Source organism: Pseudomonas sp. ASL3 (assembly GCF_056680425.1).
Genome location: NZ_CM155281.1, coordinates 6432251 through 6451227, shown reverse-complemented (window position 1 = coordinate 6451227; position 18977 = coordinate 6432251). Strand labels below are relative to the sequence as shown.

Below are 18977 nucleotides of genomic sequence, written 5' to 3'. Positions count from 1 at the left end.
CTATGCGAAAAACGCAACCGTGCGAAACGTCGGACGGATTTACGATCCGCTCAATAGATACTCAAGCGTTTACTCAAGCCACGCAGGCCATAACTCACCCATGGCCACAGCAACGCGCTGACCAGCGCCGGCAGCACCAGTGCAAGCGTCGGTTGACGATTGCCAGTCAGGGCACTGAGCCAGAGTTGAACCAACTGCGCCAGACCGAAGATCACCAGGATGACCAGGCTTTGCTGCCACATCGGGAACGTGCGCAGGCGCTGCTGCAAGGACATCACAAGGAAGGTAATCAGGGTCAGAATCAACGCGTTCTGCCCCAGCAACGTGCCGTAAAGCACGTCTTCGGCCAAGCCCAGTAGCCAGGCGGTGGTCATCCCGATCTTTTGCGGCAGCGTCAGCGCCCAGAACGCCAACAGCAGCGCCAGCCACAGCGGACGGAAGATTTCCATGAACTGCGGCAGCGGCGAAACACTCAGCAGCAGACCAAGCGCGAAGCTGAACCAGACCACCCAGCCGTTTTTTGCACGGGCGAGACCAACCATTATTCCCTCCCTCGAGGCGTAGCAGGCGCGGCGACCGGTGGTTTGGTCGCGGCGGGCTTGACGGGCGGTTTGGTAACCGGATTTGCCGGTGCATGAGCGGGACCGGCGGCGGAAGCTGGATTGGCGTGCGAGGCAGCCGGAGTCGCCGGGGCGTGCGGGACAGTGGATGCCGGCAAGCTATGGGGCCCGGCAGGCGAAGCATGGGGTCCGCCAGGGGTGATCACAGCAGGTACTGAAGGATTGGTGGCGGGCGCCGAAGGGTCGGCGGCTTGCCGATCCATCGCTTCCTGGGCTTGCGCGGCATCAGTGGCACGCTGCTCGGGCGAGCGGCCATCACTGAACACCAGCAACAGGTAACGACTGCGGTTCAGCGCGGCAGTCGGCACGGCACGCACAATGGCGAACGGCTGGCCTGAGTCATGAATCACTTCCTTGACCGTCGCCACCGGATAACCCGCCGGGAAACGCTGACCAAGGCCGGAGCTCACCAACAGGTCACCTTCCTTGATATCGGCGGTGTCGGCAACGTGGCGCAGCTCCAGGCGTTCCGGGTTACCGGTGCCGCTGGCGATGGCGCGCAGGCCATTGCGATTGACCTGTACCGGGATGCTGTGGGTGGTGTCTGTCAGCAACAGTACCCGCGAGGTGTACGGCATCAGTTCGACCACTTGCCCCATCAGGCCGCGGGCATCGAGTACCGGCTGACCGAGGACCACGCCATCGCGCTCACCTTTATTGATGATGATGCGATGGGTGAAAGGATTAGGGTCCATGCCGATCAATTCGGCCACTTCGACCTTTTCATTGACCAGAGCGGAAGAGTTGAGCAATTCGCGCAGACGCACGTTCTGCTCGGTCAAGGCCGCCAGCTTTTGCAGGCGCCCTTGCAGCAGCAAGGCTTCAGTCTTGAGTTTTTCGTTTTCGGCGAGCAGCTCGGTACGACTGCCGAACTGGCTGGCAACACCCTGAAAGAGGCGTTGCGGCAGGTCGGCAATCCAGTACGACTGCATCAATACCAGCGACATCTGACTGCGAACCGGCTTGAGCACCGTGAAACGGGCATCCACCACCATCAGCGCAACCGATAACACCACCAGCACCAGCAGGCGCACGCCCAGTGAGGGGCCTTTTGCGAAAAGCGGTTTAATAGGCCGCTCCTCCCAGGCACGCTTTCGATGGATTGAGCTTCGACGGATTGAGCTTCAATTGGCTGTGCTTATTCATGCGGCATGGAACCGGCCTGGATGCAGATGGACAGAAAATACGCCTTATTTCGGCGTCAGCCTAACGCATACGGGCAGCACTGGCGCCACCCGTATACGAGGCTACATGAAGCCTGCGTTCAACGAACTTATTCGCTGGAGAGCAGATCCATGGTGTGCTTATCCATCATTTCCAGCGCACGGCCACCGCCGCGAGCAACGCAGGTCAGCGGGTCTTCGGCAACGATCACCGGCAGACCGGTTTCCTGAGCCAGCAGCTTGTCCAGGTCACGCAGCAAGGCACCACCACCCGTCAACACCAGACCACGCTCGGCGATGTCCGAAGCCAGTTCCGGCGGCGATTGTTCCAGGGCGCTTTTCACCGCCTGAACGATGGTCGCCAAGGATTCCTGCAACGCTTCGAGCACTTCGTTGGAGTTCAGGGTGAAAGCGCGCGGGACGCCTTCGGCCAGGTTACGGCCACGTACGTCGACTTCACGCACTTCACCGCCCGGGTAGGCCGTACCGATTTCCTGCTTGATGCGCTCTGCGGTGGATTCACCGATCAGGCTGCCGTAGTTACGACGCACATAAGTGATGATCGCTTCGTCGAAACGGTCGCCGCCTACCCGTACGGATTCGGCGTAAACCACACCGTTGAGGGAGATCAGCGCGATTTCAGTGGTACCACCACCGATATCGACCACCATCGAACCGCGCGCTTCTTCAACCGGCAGGCCGGCACCGATCGCAGCAGCCATTGGCTCTTCGATCAGAAATACTTCGCGAGCACCGGCACCAAGGGCTGACTCACGAATCGCCCGACGCTCCACCTGAGTGGATTTGCACGGTACGCAGATCAGCACACGAGGGCTGGGCTGCAGAAAGCTGTTTTCGTGAACCTTGTTGATGAAGTACTGCAGCATTTTTTCGCACACGCTGAAGTCGGCAATGACGCCGTCTTTCATTGGGCGAATGGCCGCAATGTTGCCTGGAGTACGGCCTAGCATGCGCTTGGCTTCCATCCCGACAGCAACGACGCTCTTCTGGTTGCCGTGGGTGCGAATGGCCACAACCGACGGTTCATTCAGAACGATACCGCGCTCACGCACGTAAATAAGGGTGTTGGCAGTGCCCAGGTCAATCGAAAGATCGCTGGAAAACATGCCACGCAGTTTCTTGAACATGGGAAAGGGACCCTGGGCAACGCGTGGGTAAAAAAGTGCGGCAAACTCTAACAACGACAGGGATTTTGGGCAAGGAGCCAATATGTTAAATTGGCTGTTTTTCCGAGCACGACCCTAGACGTTCGCGGCCTTATGACCGTAGAAATGCGATAGTGTTCCGCAATCTAACACACAGACTCCGTTTGTCTGTATTCCACTGGAGATTCCCATGGCGCTTGACCGCTCCGACGTGGAAAAAATCGCTCATCTGGCACGACTTGGCCTGAATGACGCCGATATCCCGCGTACTACCGAAGCACTTAATAGTATCCTCGCGCTGGTCGATCAGATGCAGGCCGTCGATACCACCGGTATAGAGCCGCTGGCTCACCCGCTCGAAGCCTCCCAGCGCCTGCGGGCGGACGTGGTGACCGAGCGTAATAATCGCGACACTTACCAAGCCATCGCGCCAGCGGTCGAAAAAGGCCTGTATCTGGTTCCGAAAGTCATCGAGTAAGGGAAAGAGCCTTCAATGCATCATATGACTCTGGCCGAGATCGCCCGCGGACTCGCCGACAAAAAGTTTTCTTCCGAAGAATTGACCCGGGTTCTGCTGGCGCGTATTGCCCAGCTCGACCCACAGCTCAATAGCTTCATCACCCTCACCGAAGACCTGGCCATCGCTCAAGCGCAAGCCGCCGATGCCCGCCGCGCTGCCGGTGAGAACGGCCCCCTGCTGGGCGTCCCGCTGGCGCATAAAGACTTGTTCTGCACCCAGGGGGTTCGCACCAGCTGCGGCTCGAAGATGCTCGACAACTTTAAAGCGCCGTACGACGCCACCGTCGTCGCCAAGCTGGCGGCAGCCGGCACAGTAACGCTGGGCAAGACCAACATGGACGAATTTGCCATGGGCTCTGCCAACGAATCGAGCTACTACGGCGCGGTAAAAAACCCGTGGAACCTCGAACACGTTCCCGGCGGCTCGTCCGGTGGCTCGGCAGCGGCCGTTGCCGCTCGTCTGTTGCCTGCCGCGACCGGCACTGACACCGGCGGTTCGATTCGCCAACCGGCGGCACTGACCAACCTCACCGGCCTGAAACCGACGTACGGTCGTGTTTCGCGCTGGGGCATGATCGCTTACGCCTCCAGTCTCGATCAGGCTGGCCCGATGGCGCGCACCGCCGAAGACTGTGCCCTGCTGCTGCAAGGCATGGCCGGCTTCGATCCCCAGGACTCCACCAGCATCGACGAGCCTGTGCCGGATTACTCCGCCAGCCTCAATGGCTCGCTGCAAGGCCTGCGCATCGGCATCCCGAAAGAATACTTCGGCCCCGGTCTCGACCCGCGCATCGCCGAGCTGGTGCTTGAAAGCGTCAAAGAGCTGGAAAAGCTCGGTGCCGTGGTCAAGGAAGTCAGCCTGCCGAACCTGCAACACGCTATCCCGGCCTACTACGTGATCGCCCCGGCAGAAGCGTCTTCCAACCTGTCGCGCTTCGACGGCGTGCGCTTTGGCTATCGCTGCGAAGACCCGAAAAACCTGGAAGACCTGTACAAGCGCTCGCGTGCCGAAGGCTTCGGCCCGGAAGTTCAGCGACGGATCCTGGTCGGCGCCTACGCGCTGTCGGCCGGTTATTACGACGCTTATTACCTGCAAGCGCAGAAAATTCGACGTCTGATCAAGAACGACTTCATGAACGCCTTCGCTGAAGTCGACGTGATCCTCGGTCCGACCACGCCTAACCCGGCCTGGAAAATCGGCGCCAAGAACAACGACCCGATTTCTGCCTATCTGGAAGACTTCTACACCATCACTGCCAACCTCGCGGGCTTGCCGGGCTTGTCCATGCCTGCCGGTTTCGCCGGGGGCCTGCCGGTCGGCGTGCAATTGCTCGCCCCGTATTTCCAGGAAGGCCGCCTGCTCAATGTCGCGCATCAATACCAGCAGGTCACTGACTGGCATACGCGCACCCCACCAGGCTTCTAAGGAGAAAACACATGCAATGGGAAGTTGTGATCGGGCTGGAGATTCATACCCAGCTCTCGACCCAATCGAAGATTTTCTCCGGCAGCAGCACCACGTTCGGCTCTGAGCCCAATACCCAGGCCAGCCTGATCGACCTGGGCATGCCCGGCGTATTGCCGGTGCTGAACCAGGAAGCGGTGCGCATGGCAGTCAAGTTCGGTCTGGCGATCGACGCCGAGATCGGCCAGCACAACGTGTTTGCGCGCAAGAACTACTTCTACCCTGACCTGCCCAAGGGCTACCAGATCAGCCAGATGGAATTGCCGATCGTCGGCAAAGGCCATCTGGACATCACCCTGGAAGACGGCACGGTCAAACGCGTCGGCATTACCCGCGCGCACCTGGAAGAAGATGCCGGCAAAAGCCTGCATGAAGACTTCAGCGGCATGACCGGGATCGACCTGAACCGCGCCGGCACGCCGCTGCTGGAAATCGTTTCCGAGCCGGACATGCGCTCCGCCAAGGAAGCCGTGGCCTATGTCAAAGCCATGCACGCGCTGGTCCGTTACCTGGACATCTGCGACGGCAACATGGCCGAAGGCTCGCTGCGCTGCGACTGCAACGTGTCGATCCGGCCAAAGGGCCAGGTTGAGTTCGGCACCCGCTGCGAGATCAAGAACGTCAACTCGTTCCGCTTCATCGAGAAGGCGATCAACACCGAAGTGCAGCGTCAGATCGAGCTGATCGAAGACGGCGGCCGGGTCATTCAACAAACCCGCCTGTATGACCCGAGCAAGGACGAAACCCGTCCCATGCGCAGCAAGGAGGAAGCCAACGACTACCGTTACTTCCCCGATCCAGACCTGCTGCCGGTGGTGATCGATGATTCATTCCTGGTCGAAACCCGCGCCACGCTGCCAGAGTTGCCGCCGCAGAAGCGTGAACGCTTCCAGGCGCAGTTCGGGCTGTCGGCCTATGACGCCAGCGTGCTGGCTTCGAGCCGCGAGCAAGCCGATTACTTCGAAAAAGTGGTGAGCATCGGCGGCGACGCCAAGCTGGCCGCCAACTGGGTCATGGTCGAACTGGGCAGCCTGCTGAACAAGCTGGGCCTGGAAATCGAACAATCGCCGGTCAGTGCCGAGCAACTGGGTGGCATGCTGTTGCGCATCACCGACAACACCATCTCCGGCAAGATCGCCAAGATGGTCTTCGAGGCCATGGCCAACGGTGAAGGCAGCGCTGATGAAGTGATCGAGCAACGCGGCCTGAAACAAGTCACCGACAGCGGTGCCATCGAGTCGATGCTTGACGAGATGCTCGCTGCCAATGCGCAACAGGTTGCGGATTATCGTGCTGCCGATGAAGCCAAACGCGGCAAGATGTTCGGCTTCTTCGTCGGCCAGGCGATGAAAGCGTCCAAGGGCAAAGCCAACCCGCAACAAGTGAACGAATTACTGAAAAGTAAACTCCAAGGCTGATACATCCCCCCTGTAGGAGCTGCCGAAGGCTGCGATAAGGCCCGTAGGGCCTTCGGCAATTTCAAGAAGGCGACCGGTCCCCGGTCGATCGCAGCCTTCGGCAGCTCCTACAAGGAATTTGCAGCCGATAATGAAGGACCAAACACCATGTGGAGGCTCTTCAGCGCTCTTGCATTACTGACACTGCTGGCCGGTTGCGCCGGCCATAACATCGACCCGCGTGGTTACAACGAAGTCGGTGGTGCTTCTTACTACGGCATCAAACATCAGGGCAAACGTACCGCCAGTGGCGAACGCTTCAATCAGAATGCCCTGACCGCCGCTCACCGCGAACTGCCTTTTGGCACTCGCTTACTGGTCACCAACCTGAACAACGACAGAACTGTCGTGGTTCGCGTCAACGATCGCGGCCCGCACACCCGTGGGCGCCTGATCGATTTGTCACGCAAAGCCGCCGAACAACTGGGTATGCTGCGTAGTGGAGTAACGCGAGTGCGTGTGCAGACCTTGAGCGACTGACGGGTGATTTGAATTCTCGAGCTATCGAAGCTTCCGCTGCCGAATCTGATTCAGCTGTTTGGCGGCCTGCTCATGCTGGTGATCGGTGCTGAGCTGTCGGTGCGCGCCGCCGTGCGCCTGGCCGCCAGCCTCAAGGTTCGTCCGCTGATCATCGCCCTGACAGTGGTCGCGTTAGGCAGCAGCGCCCCGCAAATGGCCGTCGGCCTGCAAGCGGCCTTTTCCGACAGCCCCGACATTGCCGTGGGCAGCGTGGTCGGCAGCAATATCTTCAATGTACTGGTAACTCTTGGCTTCTCGGCGCTGATCATTCCGCTGCGTGTTGCCCGGCAAGTGGTACGCGTGGATATTCCGCTGATGATCGGCGCCAGCCTGCTGGTCTTCGGTCTCTCGTACAACGGCGAACTCGGCGCCCTCGACGGTTCGATCCTGCTGGTTGCCTTGCTGCTTTACCTGCTGATCCTGCTGCGCCAGTCCGCCCATGGCGGCCGCCACAGCCACCCTCAGAAAAACGCACCCACTCAAGCACAAACCACGCGTGCACCGTGGTTCAGCAGCCTCGCGATGATGGCTTGCGGTCTGGTCCTGCTGGTGCTGGGCGGACGTTTATTGGTGCAAGCGGCCGTGGTGATCGCCCAGAATCTGGGCCTGTCCGAACGGGTCATCGGACTCACCGTTATCGCCGTCAGCACCTCGTTACCGGCACTGACCACCTCATTGATTGCGGCGTTGCGCGGCGAACGGGATATCGCGGTTGGAAACGTGATCGGCAGCAACCTGTTCAATCTGCTGGGCGTGCTCGGCCTGACCGCCCTGATCGCGCCGAGCCCGTTATCGGTATCGCCCAATGCGCTGGATTTCGATCTACCGGTCATGCTGGCCGTTGCCGTGCTATGCCTGCCGGTGTTCTATTCAGGCTACCGGGTAACCCGCGTCGAGGGCTTGCTGCTGCTGGCGTTGTACTTGGCCTATGGGCTACACATCATCTCGTTCACCACCGGGATGCCGCTGGCCGACACCCTTGAAAAGCTGATGATTCATTTCGTGCTACCCCTGCTCGCCGTCTTTCTAGCGTTCGGCACAGTTCGAGCCTGGCGGCGCCAACACTAACGAGGAGAGTGTGATGAGCGATAACCATGACAGCAGTAACGGCGAGCAGATGCGTCGCCAGGTAATGGGTGATGAATTCGTCGACCGCGCGCTGGGCAACGCCACCGACTTCACTCAGCCGCTACAGGACTTCATCAACGAACACGCATGGGGCAGCGTCTGGAAGCGCGAAGGTCTACCGCTGAAAACCCGCAGCCTGATCACCCTCGCCGCGCTCACCGCGCTCAAATGCCCGCAAGAGCTCAAAGGCCATGTGCGCGGCGCGTTGAACAATGGCTGCACCGTCGAAGAGATTCGTGAAGCGCTGCTGCATTGCGCTGTATATGCCGGCGTACCCGCAGCGATCGACGCGTTTCGGGCGGCGCAGGAAGTGATCGACACGTACAAGAAAGCGGACTAAATCCAGCCGCCCCATTGCAGAAAGAAAATGCCGATGTTGGTCGTCACCGCCGCTGCCAGGGTGGTGATGACGATAATCGCCGCCGCCAGTTCATGATTACCGTTGGCCGCTCGCGCCATCACGAAACTGGCGGAGGCGGTCGGACTGCCGAAGTACAGGAACAGGATCCCCAGCTCCGCCCCGCGAAAGCCGCAGAGCCAGGCGCCCAATGTACTGATCACTGGCAGCCAGACCATTTTCATCAGGCTGGCGCTGACCGCCATGTCCCCGCTCTTGCGTAACACCACCAGCGACAAGGTGCCGCCAATGCAGATCAGGGCCAGGGGCAACGTCATCTGCGCCAGGTATTCTCCGGACATTTGCAGCCAGCCGGGCAAACCGATCTTGAAATAGGCAAAAGGCGCAGCCGCCAGCACGCTGATGATCAAAGGATTGCTCAGAACGCTTTTGAACACACTCCACGGGTCGGACTTGACCACCGGGCTATAGACCGCCAAAACGATGGTCGACAGTGTGTTGTAAAACAGAATCACCAACGCTGCGAGGATCGCACCCAGGGAGATGCCGTAGCTGCCATACATACTGCCGGCCAGCGCAAGGCCGATCACCCCGTTGTTACCGCGAAACGAGCCCTGGGTAAAAATCCCGCGATCTTCATACGGGCAACGCCAGATCGCCCACCCCCAGGCCAGGGCAAAGCTCACCACTGTCGCCACGAAGAAATACGCCAACAACGCAGGCTTTAACGCCGCGCTCAGATCCGCATGAATAATGCCGAGAAACAGCAGCGCCGGCATGGTGACGTTGAACACCAGTGCCGACGCTGTGTGGATAAAGCTGTCGTTGATCCAGCCCACCCGCTTGAGTACCACGCCGAGAAACAACATGGCGAACACCGGCGCGGTGATGTTCAGGGTTTCTAAAAATATACCCAGCATGCCGTCTAAACCCTGACCCGTCGTTAGGGGGCTAATGATAAGCGAGCGAAGGCGCCAAAGCCGCAGGGAATTTGCGTTTTGTAGGGCGCACCCGCCCCTTGTAGGAGCGCGCTTGCCCGCGATCGGCTGCGGAGCAGTCGCAAAATCAGCGAACTCTATTCTGACATTAGAACTGTATTCAGCATTTTGGGAGCGCTTCGCACTCCATCGCGGGCAAGCGCGCTCCTACATGAAGTCGGCGGTCCGTCAGACCACCGGCACCCCTTCCAGCTCCACCACTTCGGGTCGTTTCAACACCGCATAAGCCACGCCCGTCAGCAAGCTACCGGCCACGATGGCGAGCAAATACAGCAGCGCATGGTTGATCGCGTTGGGGATCAACATCACGAACAGACCACCGTGGGGCGCCATCAGTTTGCAGCCGAAAAACATCGACAAAGCGCCCGTCAGCGCGCCGCCGGCCACTCCGGCCGGAATCACCCGCAAGGGGTCTTTCGCCGCGAACGGAATGGCGCCTTCGGAGATAAAGCACAAGCCCAGCACCAGCGCAGCCTTGCCGGCCTCGCGCTCACTTTGAGCGAATTTGTGCCGAGCGATGAAGCTGGCGATGCCCATGCCAATCGGCGGCACCATACCCGCCGCCATGACGGCGGCCATCGGTGCATAACTCTGCGACGCCAGCAGCCCGACCGAGAACGCGTAAGACGCCTTGTTGATCGGCCCGCCAAGATCGACGCACATCATCGCGCCGAGCAACACGCCCAGCAGAATGGCGTTGGTCGTCCCCATGCTGTCGAGGAAATGGGTCAAACCCAGGAGCATGCCGGCGACCGGCTTGCCGACCACGTAGATCATCACCAGCCCGGTGAACAAACTCGCGAGCAGCGGAATGATCAGAATCGGTTTGAGCGCCTCGATACTGGCCGGCAGACGCGCATAACGATTGATCGCCTTGGCGCTGTAACCGGCCAGAAAACCGGCAATGATCCCGCCAATGAAACCGGCACCCAAGGTGCTGGCGAGCAAGCCGCCGATCATCCCCGGCGCCAGGCCCGGGCGGTCGGCGATGGAGTAGGCGATGTAGCCCGCGAGCAACGGCACCATCAGTTTGAACGCGGTGTCGCCACCGATTTGCATCAACGCCGCGGCCAACGTGCCCGGCTCTTTGAACGCAGTAATGCCGAAGACGAACGACAGCGCGATCAATAAACCACCCGCCACCACCATCGGCAGCATGAACGACACGCCGGTCAGCAGATGTTTGTAGACCCCGGTTTTTTCCTGCCTCGATGAAGCTTGACCGGCGTTGGCCGAGGACTCGACCTGCCCTTCGGCCAAGGCTTTTTTCAGGGTTGCTTCCGCTTGCTTGAGGGCGATACCGGTGCCGCAACGGTAGATGCGCTTACCGGCGAAACGCTCGGTATTGACCTCAATGTCCGCCGCGAGCAACACCGCATCGGCCTCGGCAATGGCCTGGGCACTGAGCGGGTTACGCGCACCGACCGAGCCCTGGGTTTCGACTTGCAGGTCGTAGCCAAGACGCTTGGCGGCTTGCTGAATGGCTTCGGCGGCCATAAAGGTGTGGGCGACCCCGGTCGGGCAGGCGGTCACGGCAACCAGGCGTGGCTGAGCGGTGCTGCTTATCACCGCCGACTGCGGTTCGGCTTGCGGGGCGGCATAGATCGCTGCCTGCTCGGCCGCCGTTCGCAGAAACCCTTCGACATCCTGCAACGCATGGGCCGGTGTCGCCTGGAACAGGCGCTTGCCGACGAAACGGCTCAGGTCCAGCGGCCCGGTGTTCACCACCAATACCCAATCGGCAGCCAGGATCACCTCGGGCGACATTTGCTTGTCGGGATGCTGCGGATCATGAATTTCGACGCTGGTATTCCAGCCCTGGCGCAGCGCCGCAGCCTCCAGCAACCTTGCGCTAAGCACGCTGCTGACCTTGCCGTTCGGGCAAGCGGTAACAATGACTAACTTCATTACAATCCCTCTTATTGTTCTGTCAGGGCACGCACGCTGACGCCCTTTTCAAGCAGCTTCAGTTGCGCCGCATCGCTGATGCCAAAGCCAATCTGCGTCACCGCCATCGCGGCAATCGCAGTGGCGGTGCGCAAGGTCTGTTGTGGTGAATGACCACTGAGCAGTCCGTGAACCATCCCGGCCAAAAGTGAATCGCCGGCACCCACAGTGCTGGCAACTTCCACTTTGGGCGGCAAGGCTTGCAGCGCCACAGCGGAACTGAACCAGTGCACACCCTCCGAGCCTTGGGAAATCACCACATGCTCGACACCTTGTGCGTGCAGACGGCGCGCGACTTCAGCCTGCGCCTCGATGGAAATGATCGGCGCATCCAGGGCTTCGGCCAGCTCTTCGGTATTGGGTTTGATCAGCCACGGGCCCGCCAGCAATCCGGCGCGCAACGCCATACCACTGCTATCAAGTACCACTTTCAACCCCAGCGTTTTCAAGCGCAGCAGCAACGCTTGCAACCATTCAGGGCTGACGCCGCGGGGCAAACTGCCGGCCACCACCACCACCTCGAAACCCGGGGCGATCTGCTCCAGTCGGGCCATCAGCGCCTGTTGCGCGTCCTCACTGACGTCCGGGCCCGGGCCATTCAGATCGGTAATGCGACCACTGCTTTCCGCCAGTTTGATGTTGCTGCGGGTTTCCCCCGGTACGCGGACGAACTCGTCGACGAACTGCCGCTGCGCAAACAGGGTTTCGAACGGCTGCTGGTTATCGATGCCAAGAAAGCCGGCCACCGTCAGCTCATGCCCGAGGTCGGCCAACACTTGCGCAACGTTGATACCTTTGCCCGCCGCATGGCTGAGCATGGCATCGCTGCGGTTGACCTGCCCCACCTGCAACTGACCCAGTTGCACGGTCAGGTCCAGCGCGGGGTTCAGGGTCAGGGTCAGAATTTTCGCCATTACATGACCTCCAAAAGCCGGGCCTCCATGAACGCGGCCTCCACAAGTGCGCGCACTTCGCTGGCAGTCCCCACGGTCAGTGCTCGCTGCGCCAACTGCCGGGCCGTGCTCAGATTCAATTCACGCACGCAGGCTTTGACTTCGCCAATGCTGCGCGCCGCAACGCTCAACTCATCCACACCCAGGCCGACCAACACCGTCACTGCCAACGGGTCTGCCGCCAGCTCGCCACAAATGCCCACCCATTTGCCATGGGCATGGGCGGCGCGCACGGTGATGTCGATCAATTGCAGCACGGCCGGATGCAAACCATCGGCCTGCCCCGACAACGTGGGATGACCACGGTCGATGGCCAGTGTGTACTGGGTCAAGTCGTTAGTGCCAATGCTGAAGAAGTCCACTTCACGGGCCAGCACCGGCGCCAACAACGCTGCTGACGGCACTTCGATCATGATGCCCAACTGCAAATCCGCGACCGGGATTTCCTCGCGCAAGCGCAGCGTCATGTCTCGCGCCTGGCGCCACTCTTCGACGGTGCCGACCATGGGAAACATGATCCGCAACGGGCGGTTGTCCGCAGCGCGCAACAAGGCCCGCAGCTGGCTTTCCATGATGTGCGGACGTTGCAAGGTCAGACGAATCCCGCGCACGCCGAGGAAAGGGTTTTCCTCTTTATCGATCGGCCAGTACGGCAACGGTTTGTCACCGCCCACATCCAAAGTCCGGACAACCAATGGCCGTCCGGCGAGAGCATCGAGCACGCGGCGGTATTCAACTTCTTGCGTGGCTTCGTCCGGCGCCTGGGTGTGGGCCATGAAAATCAGTTCGGTGCGCAGCAGGCCAATGCCTTCAGCACCCTGCTCGACGGCAACGGCGGTACCCGCGCTGTCGCCGATATTGGCGAACACCTCAACGGCATGCCCGTCGCGGGTCAACGCCGGTTCCAGGCGCAACGCCGCAGCAGCCTGCAAGCGTTGCGCACGGGTGTCGCGTTCCTGCGTGGCACGCTGCAAAGCCGCCGAATCCGGCGCGACGCTCAAACGTCCACGCTGACCATCGAGCAGCAACAGCGTGCCCGGTTTGATCAGCAGCACGGCATCACCCGCGCCGACCAACGCTGGAATACCCAAGGCGCGGGCGACAATCGCACTGTGCGCCGTCGCGCCGCCACGGGCCGTCAGAATACCCGCGACTCGCGCGGGGTCGAGCCGCGCGACGTCGGACGGGCCGACCTCTTCCATCACCAAAATATATGGCTGTTCAGGCTCGACCAGCGTCTCGACGCCACACAGCTGAGCCAGCACCCGACGCCCGATATCACGCAGATCCGCAGCGCGCTCGGCCAGCAACACGTCGGTCAACACCTCCTGTCGCCGAGCGGCAGCTTCAATCACCCCGATCCAGGCCGCAGCCGCGCTTTCGCCCTGCTTCAGGCGAGTGGCGACTTCATCGGTCAAACCAGGGTCATCGAGCATTTCTTGATGGGTGATGAAAATCTCGCGAATGGCTTTGGCCTGGCTGCGCTGGATCAGCCCTTCCAGATCCTGACGAACCTCGACCAATGCTTGCTGCAAGCGCTGGTGTTCGGCAGCAGTGGACTCGCCACGCTCAGGGAAATCGAAGGTCGGCGGCACCTGAATATGCGCCGGACCCACGGCAATACCGGGGGCTGCGGCGATGGCCTGGATCACGCTGCCATCGGCGGGCGCAATCAGGGCTGGCAGTCGCTCTTCCACCACCGACAAGGCGGCGATGATCGGCGTGGTTTCCTGAGGCAATGCTTCGACCGCCTCGCCCAAACCTTCCTGCACCGCCGCGATCAGCGCTGGCAAGGCATCGGCGGCGATGCTCGGTTCAGCAATGAACTCCAGCATCTGGCCGCGTCGCGCCCCCAGGCTGAGCAGCTTGGTCAGGCTTTTGACCGAGACGGCAGTTTCGCTGCTGTCGACCATGCGCACCCGAATCTCGCCCTCGAAACTTTTGGCCAATTGCGCGAGGATCTTCGCCGGACGAGCGTGCAAACCATGGGCATTGGCCAGCGCAACACACTGACTTGGCCAATCCTCCGGCAGCTCGCCGCCCAACACTGCCAGCACCGCGCGGCTGCTGGTGGCGTGGCCCAGCTCGTGACCCCGGCCTTCGATCAGCAGCGCGCACAAACGCTCGAGCAACGCTTGATGGGCCTCACCGAGGCTGGCGAGACAGAACAAACCATTAAGCGGCTGACCCAGAAAGCGAATCGGCTTGTCCGGCGTGACGAATGCCAGGCCCGGACGCTTGACCGTTTGCTCGCTGTGCAGCCACCACAAACCGTCGCCCAACGGCAACGCCTCGACCTGTTGCAGCACCGCAGCGAAGCCATTGCTGACGCAGTCGGCCTTGCGCAACAGCCGCGCACCGCGCCACACCAGCTCTTCAAAGTCATCCGCCGACACGCCGAGACTGATCATCTGCGCATCGAGGGCCAATTCCTGCGGCGCGCCTTGTAGCAATTTGAGCAGCGACTCGGGATTCTTGGCCTGACGCAGCGCCTCGCCCAGGTCGGTCTCGCCCAGTGCACGCGTGAGTAATTGCAGTAAACGCAAATGTTCGTCGGATTTGGCGGCTATACCTATAGCCAGATAAACGATCTGCCCATCCCCCCAATCCACGCCGTCGGGAAACTGCAACAGGCGCACGCCGGTGGCGAACACCAGATCACGGGTTTCGGGAGTGCCATGGGGGATGGCGATACCCTGGCCGAGGAAGGTCGAGCCTTGTGCTTCACGGCCCTGCAAACCCTGAAGATAACCCTCGGCGACCAGGCCATCGGTCTCCAGTTTGCCGGCGAGCAGGTGCAATGCGGCGGACTTATCCACAGCCGTCTGGGCCATGGATATTTGCTCTACGGTGAGTTCGAGCATGCCTTTCTCCTGTGTGGCACCCGTTGGGCGCCTGTTTCTTGTTTTAGGAACCGTTTGACAAAAACTGTTTGAATTGAGCGACAGCTTAGGCGACGAAGAGATAACTGTCTGACAGCCCCTGTTCATTGATTACGGCAGAAATTTTATTTGCTGAATCGTTTAATCTATCAAGAGTGGCACGTTACTCGATAATCTCTTGCCGTTGAAGCCCTACCGTCAGATGACCGAGGGAAGTTTTTGTAAGACGCGTATGAAAAGCTTAGAGCTTCGTCAGGAACGATGATCTCAAACCATGTAGGAGCGGGCTTGCCCGCGATAGCGGTGTAGATGACACATCGCGTCAAGCTGATCGCAGGCAAGCCAGCTCCTATCAAACATCCTTTAAATCCTTGGTTTTAAAAGATTATTTTTGGATGTACCGGATCCACTGTGGGAGCGAATTCATTCGCGAATAGGGTCTATCAGGCGCCCACGATGCTGGATGTGCCGACGCCTTCGCGAATGAATTCGCTCCCACGGGGATTCAGGGTGAACCCAGCACCGTGTTTGCTGCACGACAGCGCGGCGTCGAAGACGGGGCGGGATCTCCCACAGATCGGCGCGCTACGCACTCAAATACTCAAAAACAAAAAGGAACTCGGGTTGAAACTCAGTGATATTGCCCGTCTGGCCGGTGTGTCAGTTACCACCGCCAGCTATGTGATCAACGGCAAGGCCGAACAGCAGCGCATCAGCAGCGCTACGGTCGAGCGCGTGCGCAAGGTGGTCGAGCAGCATGACTTCCGCCCCAACCCTCAGGCCGCCGGTTTGCGCAGCCGTCACACCCGCACCCTCGGCTTTATCCTGCCGGACCTGGAAAACCCCAGCTACGCACGCATCGCCAAGCTGTTGGAGCAAGGCGCCCGCGCCCACGGTTATCAACTGCTGATCGCCAGTTCCGATGACGCACCCGCCAGCGAGCTGCAATTATTGCAGCTGTTTCGCGCCCGGCGCTGCGATGCGTTGTTCGTCGCCAGCTGCCTGCCGGAAAGCGACGATAGCTACCGCGAGCTGCAAAAAGCAGGTCTGCCAATTATCGCCATCGACCGGGAAATGGACGCCACACGTTTCTGCTCGGTGGTCAGCGACGACCATGACGCCAGCCTGCAGCTCACGCGCAGTCTGCTAAAGCCACAGCCGCGGCATATCGCGCTGATCGGTGCGCGTCCTGAATTGAGCGTCAGCCAGGCCCGTGCCGCCGGCTTTCAACACGCGCTTACCGGCTTCAGCGGCACGGTGATACTCGATCATGGCGAAGCCTTCAGCCGCGCTTGCGGTCTGCGTCTGGCTGGCGATTTGCTCGAACGCCTGGGTCAGTTACCCGATGCGCTGATCACCACGTCCTACGTACTGTTACAGGGCATTTTCGATCTACTGCAAAGCCGCGCCCTCAACCCCGCACAATTGCACCTGGGCACGTTCGGCGATACGCAGTTATTGGATTTCCTGCCACTGCCGGTCAACGCCATGGCCCAGCAGCACCAGTTGATTGCCGACAAAGCGCTGACACTGGCGCTGGCGGCCGTGGAAAAGGATGACTACCAACCCGGCGTCCATGCCATCGCGCGGACGTTCAAACAACGGATTCACGAGGTCTGAGCTGGTGTTGATCGATACCCACACCCACCTGGATTTCCCGGATTTCGACGCTGATCGCGAGACGCTTCTGTCGAACTGCCGGGCCTTGGGCGTAGAGCGCCTGGTAGTGTTGGGCGTGTATCAGCGCAATTGGCAGCGCGTGTGGGATCTGGTGCAAAGCGATACCGGACTGTACGCCGCGTTCGGCCTGCATCCGCTGTATATCGATGAACATCGCCCCGAGGATCTGACCGAACTGGGCGACTGGCTGACGCGCTTGAAGGGCCATCGACAACTCTGTGCCGTCGGCGAAATCGGGCTGGATTATTACCTCGAAACCCTGGACCGCGAGCGCCAGCAAGCGGTTTTCGAGGCGCAGCTGCAACTGGCGGCGGACTTCCAATTGCCCGCCCTGTTGCACGTGCGGCGCAGCCACGCGGCGGTGATCGCCACGCTCAAACGCTACAAGCTCGAACGCAGCGGAATCATCCATGCCTTTGCCGGCAGCCGGGAAGAGGCGCGCGAGTACATCAAGCTGGGGTTCAAACTCGGCTTGGGCGGCGCCGCGACCTGGCCGCAAGCACTGCGCATGCACCGGGTCATCGTTGATCTGCCGCTGGACAGCGTCGTGCTGGAAACCGACGCCCCGGACATGGCCCCCGCGATGTATCCGAACCAGCGCAACAGCCCTGAACATCTACCCGATATTTGCCTGGCCCTGGCTGAGTTGATGGGCGTACACGCCGATGATCTGGCCGACGCCAGTACCCGCAACGCCTGCCAGTTGTTCAACTGGTAGGCGTCAGACTCAAACCCGAAACGCGCTGATCAACTGCTTCAGCTGCACCACCTGCGCAGACAGCTGACGACTGGCGTGCTCGGTCTGATTCGCCCCCTCGGCCGTGCGTTCGCCGGCGCGGTTGATCTCGACGATGTTTCGATCGATATCGTGGGCCACCGCTGTTTGCTGTTCCACGGCAGCCGCGATCTGCTGGTTTTGATCGACGATCATGCCTACCGCGCCGAGGATATTTTCCAGCGCCTGCTGGACCTTTTCCGATTGCCCCACCGTGCCGTTGGCCACCTCATGGCTGACGCCCATGGCCTTGACCGCCGCACCAACGCCGCCCTGCAATTTGGCGATCATCTTTTCGATTTCTTCGGTGGACTGCTGGGTGCGTTTGGCGAGGGTGCGTACCTCATCGGCGACCACCGCAAACCCTCGGCCCTGCTCACCCGCGCGAGCAGCTTCGATGGCGGCGTTGAGCGCCAGCAGGTTGGTTTGCTCGGCGATGCTCTTGATCACATCCAACACACGGCTGATGGATGAGCTGTCACTGGCCAGTTGATTGATGACCAGCACCGACTGATCTATCTCATTGGCGAGCCGGGCGATGCTGCCCTGCTGCGATTCGACCAGCCCCCGACCACTCACGGTTTCCTGATTGACGCTGTGCGCGCTGCTCACCGCCGCTGCCGCACTGCGCGCCACTTCCTGCGCGGTCGCCGACATCTGGTTCATGGCGGTGGCCACTTGTTCAATCTGGCTGCGCTGCCCCGCCACCGCCTGATTGCTGACCGCCGACACCGACTCGACCTGGCTGGCCTGGCGTTCGACCTCGGCAACGGTCTTGCTCACCAACTCGATCAGATCATGAATCTTCACCACGGTACCATTGAACACCAGGCCCAACTCGCCCAGTTCGTCACGGCTGTGGGCCGTAAAACTGGCGGTCATATCGCCCGCCGCCACCTTGTCCATGACCTCGCCCAGCCGTTTCAAGGTGGTCCGGGTCGAGGCATAGAAGCCGCTGTAGAGGTAAACGATCAGCAAAAAGACCAGAGCCAATGCCGCCACCAGAAAAACCATGTGCAGGCGGTTTTCCTCCAGTCGCTGCTGCAATTCCTGCCCCAGGAAAGTCAGAGTTGCGTCATTGAATTGATAGGTCTGCGCCATCAACCCAGTGGTCTGCTCATAAAATTTCTGCCATGGCGTGTCCAGGGTGTCAGCCATGACCACCTTATTTTCGAACAGCTCGCTGCTTTGTTTGAGTGTCGCCTGGCTGGCTTTGGCCAGCGCTTCCAGCGTCTTGCGCGCGGCGGGACTGGCGTCCAGGGCATCCTGCAGCTTCAGGCCGTAATCCGCCTGAAGTTTTTCCAGATTCTGTAGCAGCTCATCGAAATGGGTGCTCGCCGAGGAGTT

At 60.6% G+C, this 18977-nt stretch carries 16 protein-coding genes; 8 read left to right on the top strand and 8 right to left on the bottom strand.

Going from position 1 to position 18977, the window contains the following annotated elements; all coding sequences use genetic code 11:
- Positions 1–50 precede the first annotated feature (50 nt).
- The 3 genes from mreD to mreB form a co-directional block, all read right to left on the bottom strand.
- The gene (gene mreD / locus AC1MEE_RS29630) at positions 51–542 is read right to left on the bottom strand and encodes a rod shape-determining protein MreD (protein WP_480412965.1); all 492 of its coding nucleotides are present in this window, start codon (positions 540–542) and stop codon (positions 51–53) included.
- Positions 542–1654, bottom strand: a complete 1113-nt coding sequence (mreC, locus tag AC1MEE_RS29625) for a rod shape-determining protein MreC (RefSeq protein ID WP_480412964.1) — start codon at positions 1652–1654, stop codon at positions 542–544. The genes mreD and mreC overlap by 1 nt, the downstream gene beginning before the upstream one ends.
- 239 nt (positions 1655–1893) lie before the next feature.
- Positions 1894–2931 carry a rod shape-determining protein MreB gene (gene mreB / locus AC1MEE_RS29620; RefSeq protein WP_020292894.1) on the bottom strand — a complete coding sequence of 346 codons (1038 nt, stop codon included), beginning with the start codon at positions 2929–2931 and terminating at the stop codon, positions 1894–1896.
- A gap of 208 nt (positions 2932–3139) precedes the next feature.
- Between mreB and gatC the strand changes: the two genes are divergently transcribed.
- The 6 genes from gatC to AC1MEE_RS29590 all read left to right on the top strand — a co-directional run bounded on the left by gatC (position 3140) and on the right by AC1MEE_RS29590 (position 8377).
- Positions 3140–3427 (top strand): Asp-tRNA(Asn)/Glu-tRNA(Gln) amidotransferase subunit GatC, encoded by a 288-nt coding sequence (gene gatC, locus AC1MEE_RS29615; RefSeq protein ID WP_480412963.1) that lies wholly within the window; start codon positions 3140–3142, stop codon positions 3425–3427.
- 15 nt (positions 3428–3442) lie between these two features.
- Entirely contained in the window at positions 3443–4894 is a 1452-nt protein-coding gene (gatA, locus tag AC1MEE_RS29610) for an Asp-tRNA(Asn)/Glu-tRNA(Gln) amidotransferase subunit GatA (RefSeq protein WP_480412962.1), read from the top strand.
- An 11-nt stretch (positions 4895–4905) separates the two neighbouring features.
- Positions 4906–6351: an Asp-tRNA(Asn)/Glu-tRNA(Gln) amidotransferase subunit GatB gene (gene gatB / locus AC1MEE_RS29605; protein ID WP_480412961.1), complete on the top strand. Its 1446-nt coding sequence runs from the start codon at positions 4906–4908 to the stop codon at positions 6349–6351.
- A 147-nt stretch (positions 6352–6498) separates the two neighbouring features.
- Positions 6499–6870 carry a septal ring lytic transglycosylase RlpA family protein gene (locus AC1MEE_RS29600; RefSeq protein WP_480412960.1) on the top strand — a complete coding sequence of 124 codons (372 nt, stop codon included), beginning with the start codon at positions 6499–6501 and terminating at the stop codon, positions 6868–6870.
- 45 nt (positions 6871–6915) lie between these two features.
- Positions 6916–7977 (top strand): calcium/sodium antiporter, encoded by a 1062-nt coding sequence (locus tag AC1MEE_RS29595; RefSeq protein WP_480416379.1) that lies wholly within the window; start codon positions 6916–6918, stop codon positions 7975–7977.
- Positions 7978–7990: 13 nt separating this feature from the next.
- Positions 7991–8377 carry a carboxymuconolactone decarboxylase family protein gene (locus AC1MEE_RS29590; RefSeq protein ID WP_480412959.1) on the top strand — a complete coding sequence of 129 codons (387 nt, stop codon included), beginning with the start codon at positions 7991–7993 and terminating at the stop codon, positions 8375–8377.
- On the opposite strand, the gene AC1MEE_RS29585 is transcribed toward AC1MEE_RS29590, so the two are convergent.
- The 4 genes from AC1MEE_RS29585 to ptsP all read right to left on the bottom strand — a co-directional run bounded on the left by AC1MEE_RS29585 (position 8374) and on the right by ptsP (position 15157).
- Entirely contained in the window at positions 8374–9315 is a 942-nt protein-coding gene (locus tag AC1MEE_RS29585; RefSeq protein ID WP_480412958.1) for an AEC family transporter, read from the bottom strand. The genes AC1MEE_RS29590 and AC1MEE_RS29585 overlap by 4 nt on opposite strands.
- A gap of 246 nt (positions 9316–9561) precedes the next feature.
- Positions 9562–11301: a PTS fructose-like transporter subunit IIB gene (locus AC1MEE_RS29580; RefSeq protein ID WP_480412957.1), complete on the bottom strand. Its 1740-nt coding sequence runs from the start codon at positions 11299–11301 to the stop codon at positions 9562–9564.
- An 11-nt stretch (positions 11302–11312) separates the two neighbouring features.
- Positions 11313–12254 (bottom strand): 1-phosphofructokinase, encoded by a 942-nt coding sequence (gene pfkB, locus AC1MEE_RS29575; RefSeq protein WP_480412956.1) that lies wholly within the window; start codon positions 12252–12254, stop codon positions 11313–11315.
- Complete coding sequence (ptsP, locus tag AC1MEE_RS29570) at positions 12254–15157, bottom strand: phosphoenolpyruvate--protein phosphotransferase (RefSeq protein WP_480412955.1); 2904 nt, start codon at positions 15155–15157, stop codon at positions 12254–12256. The genes pfkB and ptsP overlap by 1 nt, the downstream gene beginning before the upstream one ends.
- Before the next feature lie 642 nt (positions 15158–15799).
- Between ptsP and cra the strand changes: the two genes are divergently transcribed.
- Together cra and AC1MEE_RS29560 are read left to right on the top strand one after the other, a co-directional pair.
- Complete coding sequence (cra, locus tag AC1MEE_RS29565; protein ID WP_480412954.1) at positions 15800–16795, top strand: catabolite repressor/activator; 996 nt, start codon at positions 15800–15802, stop codon at positions 16793–16795.
- 1 nt (position 16796) lies between these two features.
- Positions 16797–17573, top strand: coding sequence for a TatD family hydrolase (locus AC1MEE_RS29560; RefSeq protein ID WP_480416378.1), 777 nt, complete (start codon positions 16797–16799; stop codon positions 17571–17573).
- 9 nt (positions 17574–17582) lie between these two features.
- On the opposite strand, the gene AC1MEE_RS29555 is transcribed toward AC1MEE_RS29560, so the two are convergent.
- A complete protein-coding gene (locus AC1MEE_RS29555) occupies positions 17583–18287 on the bottom strand; it encodes a methyl-accepting chemotaxis protein (protein ID WP_480416377.1) in 705 nt (234 codons plus the stop codon).
- Positions 18288–18977: the final 690 nt, after the last annotated feature.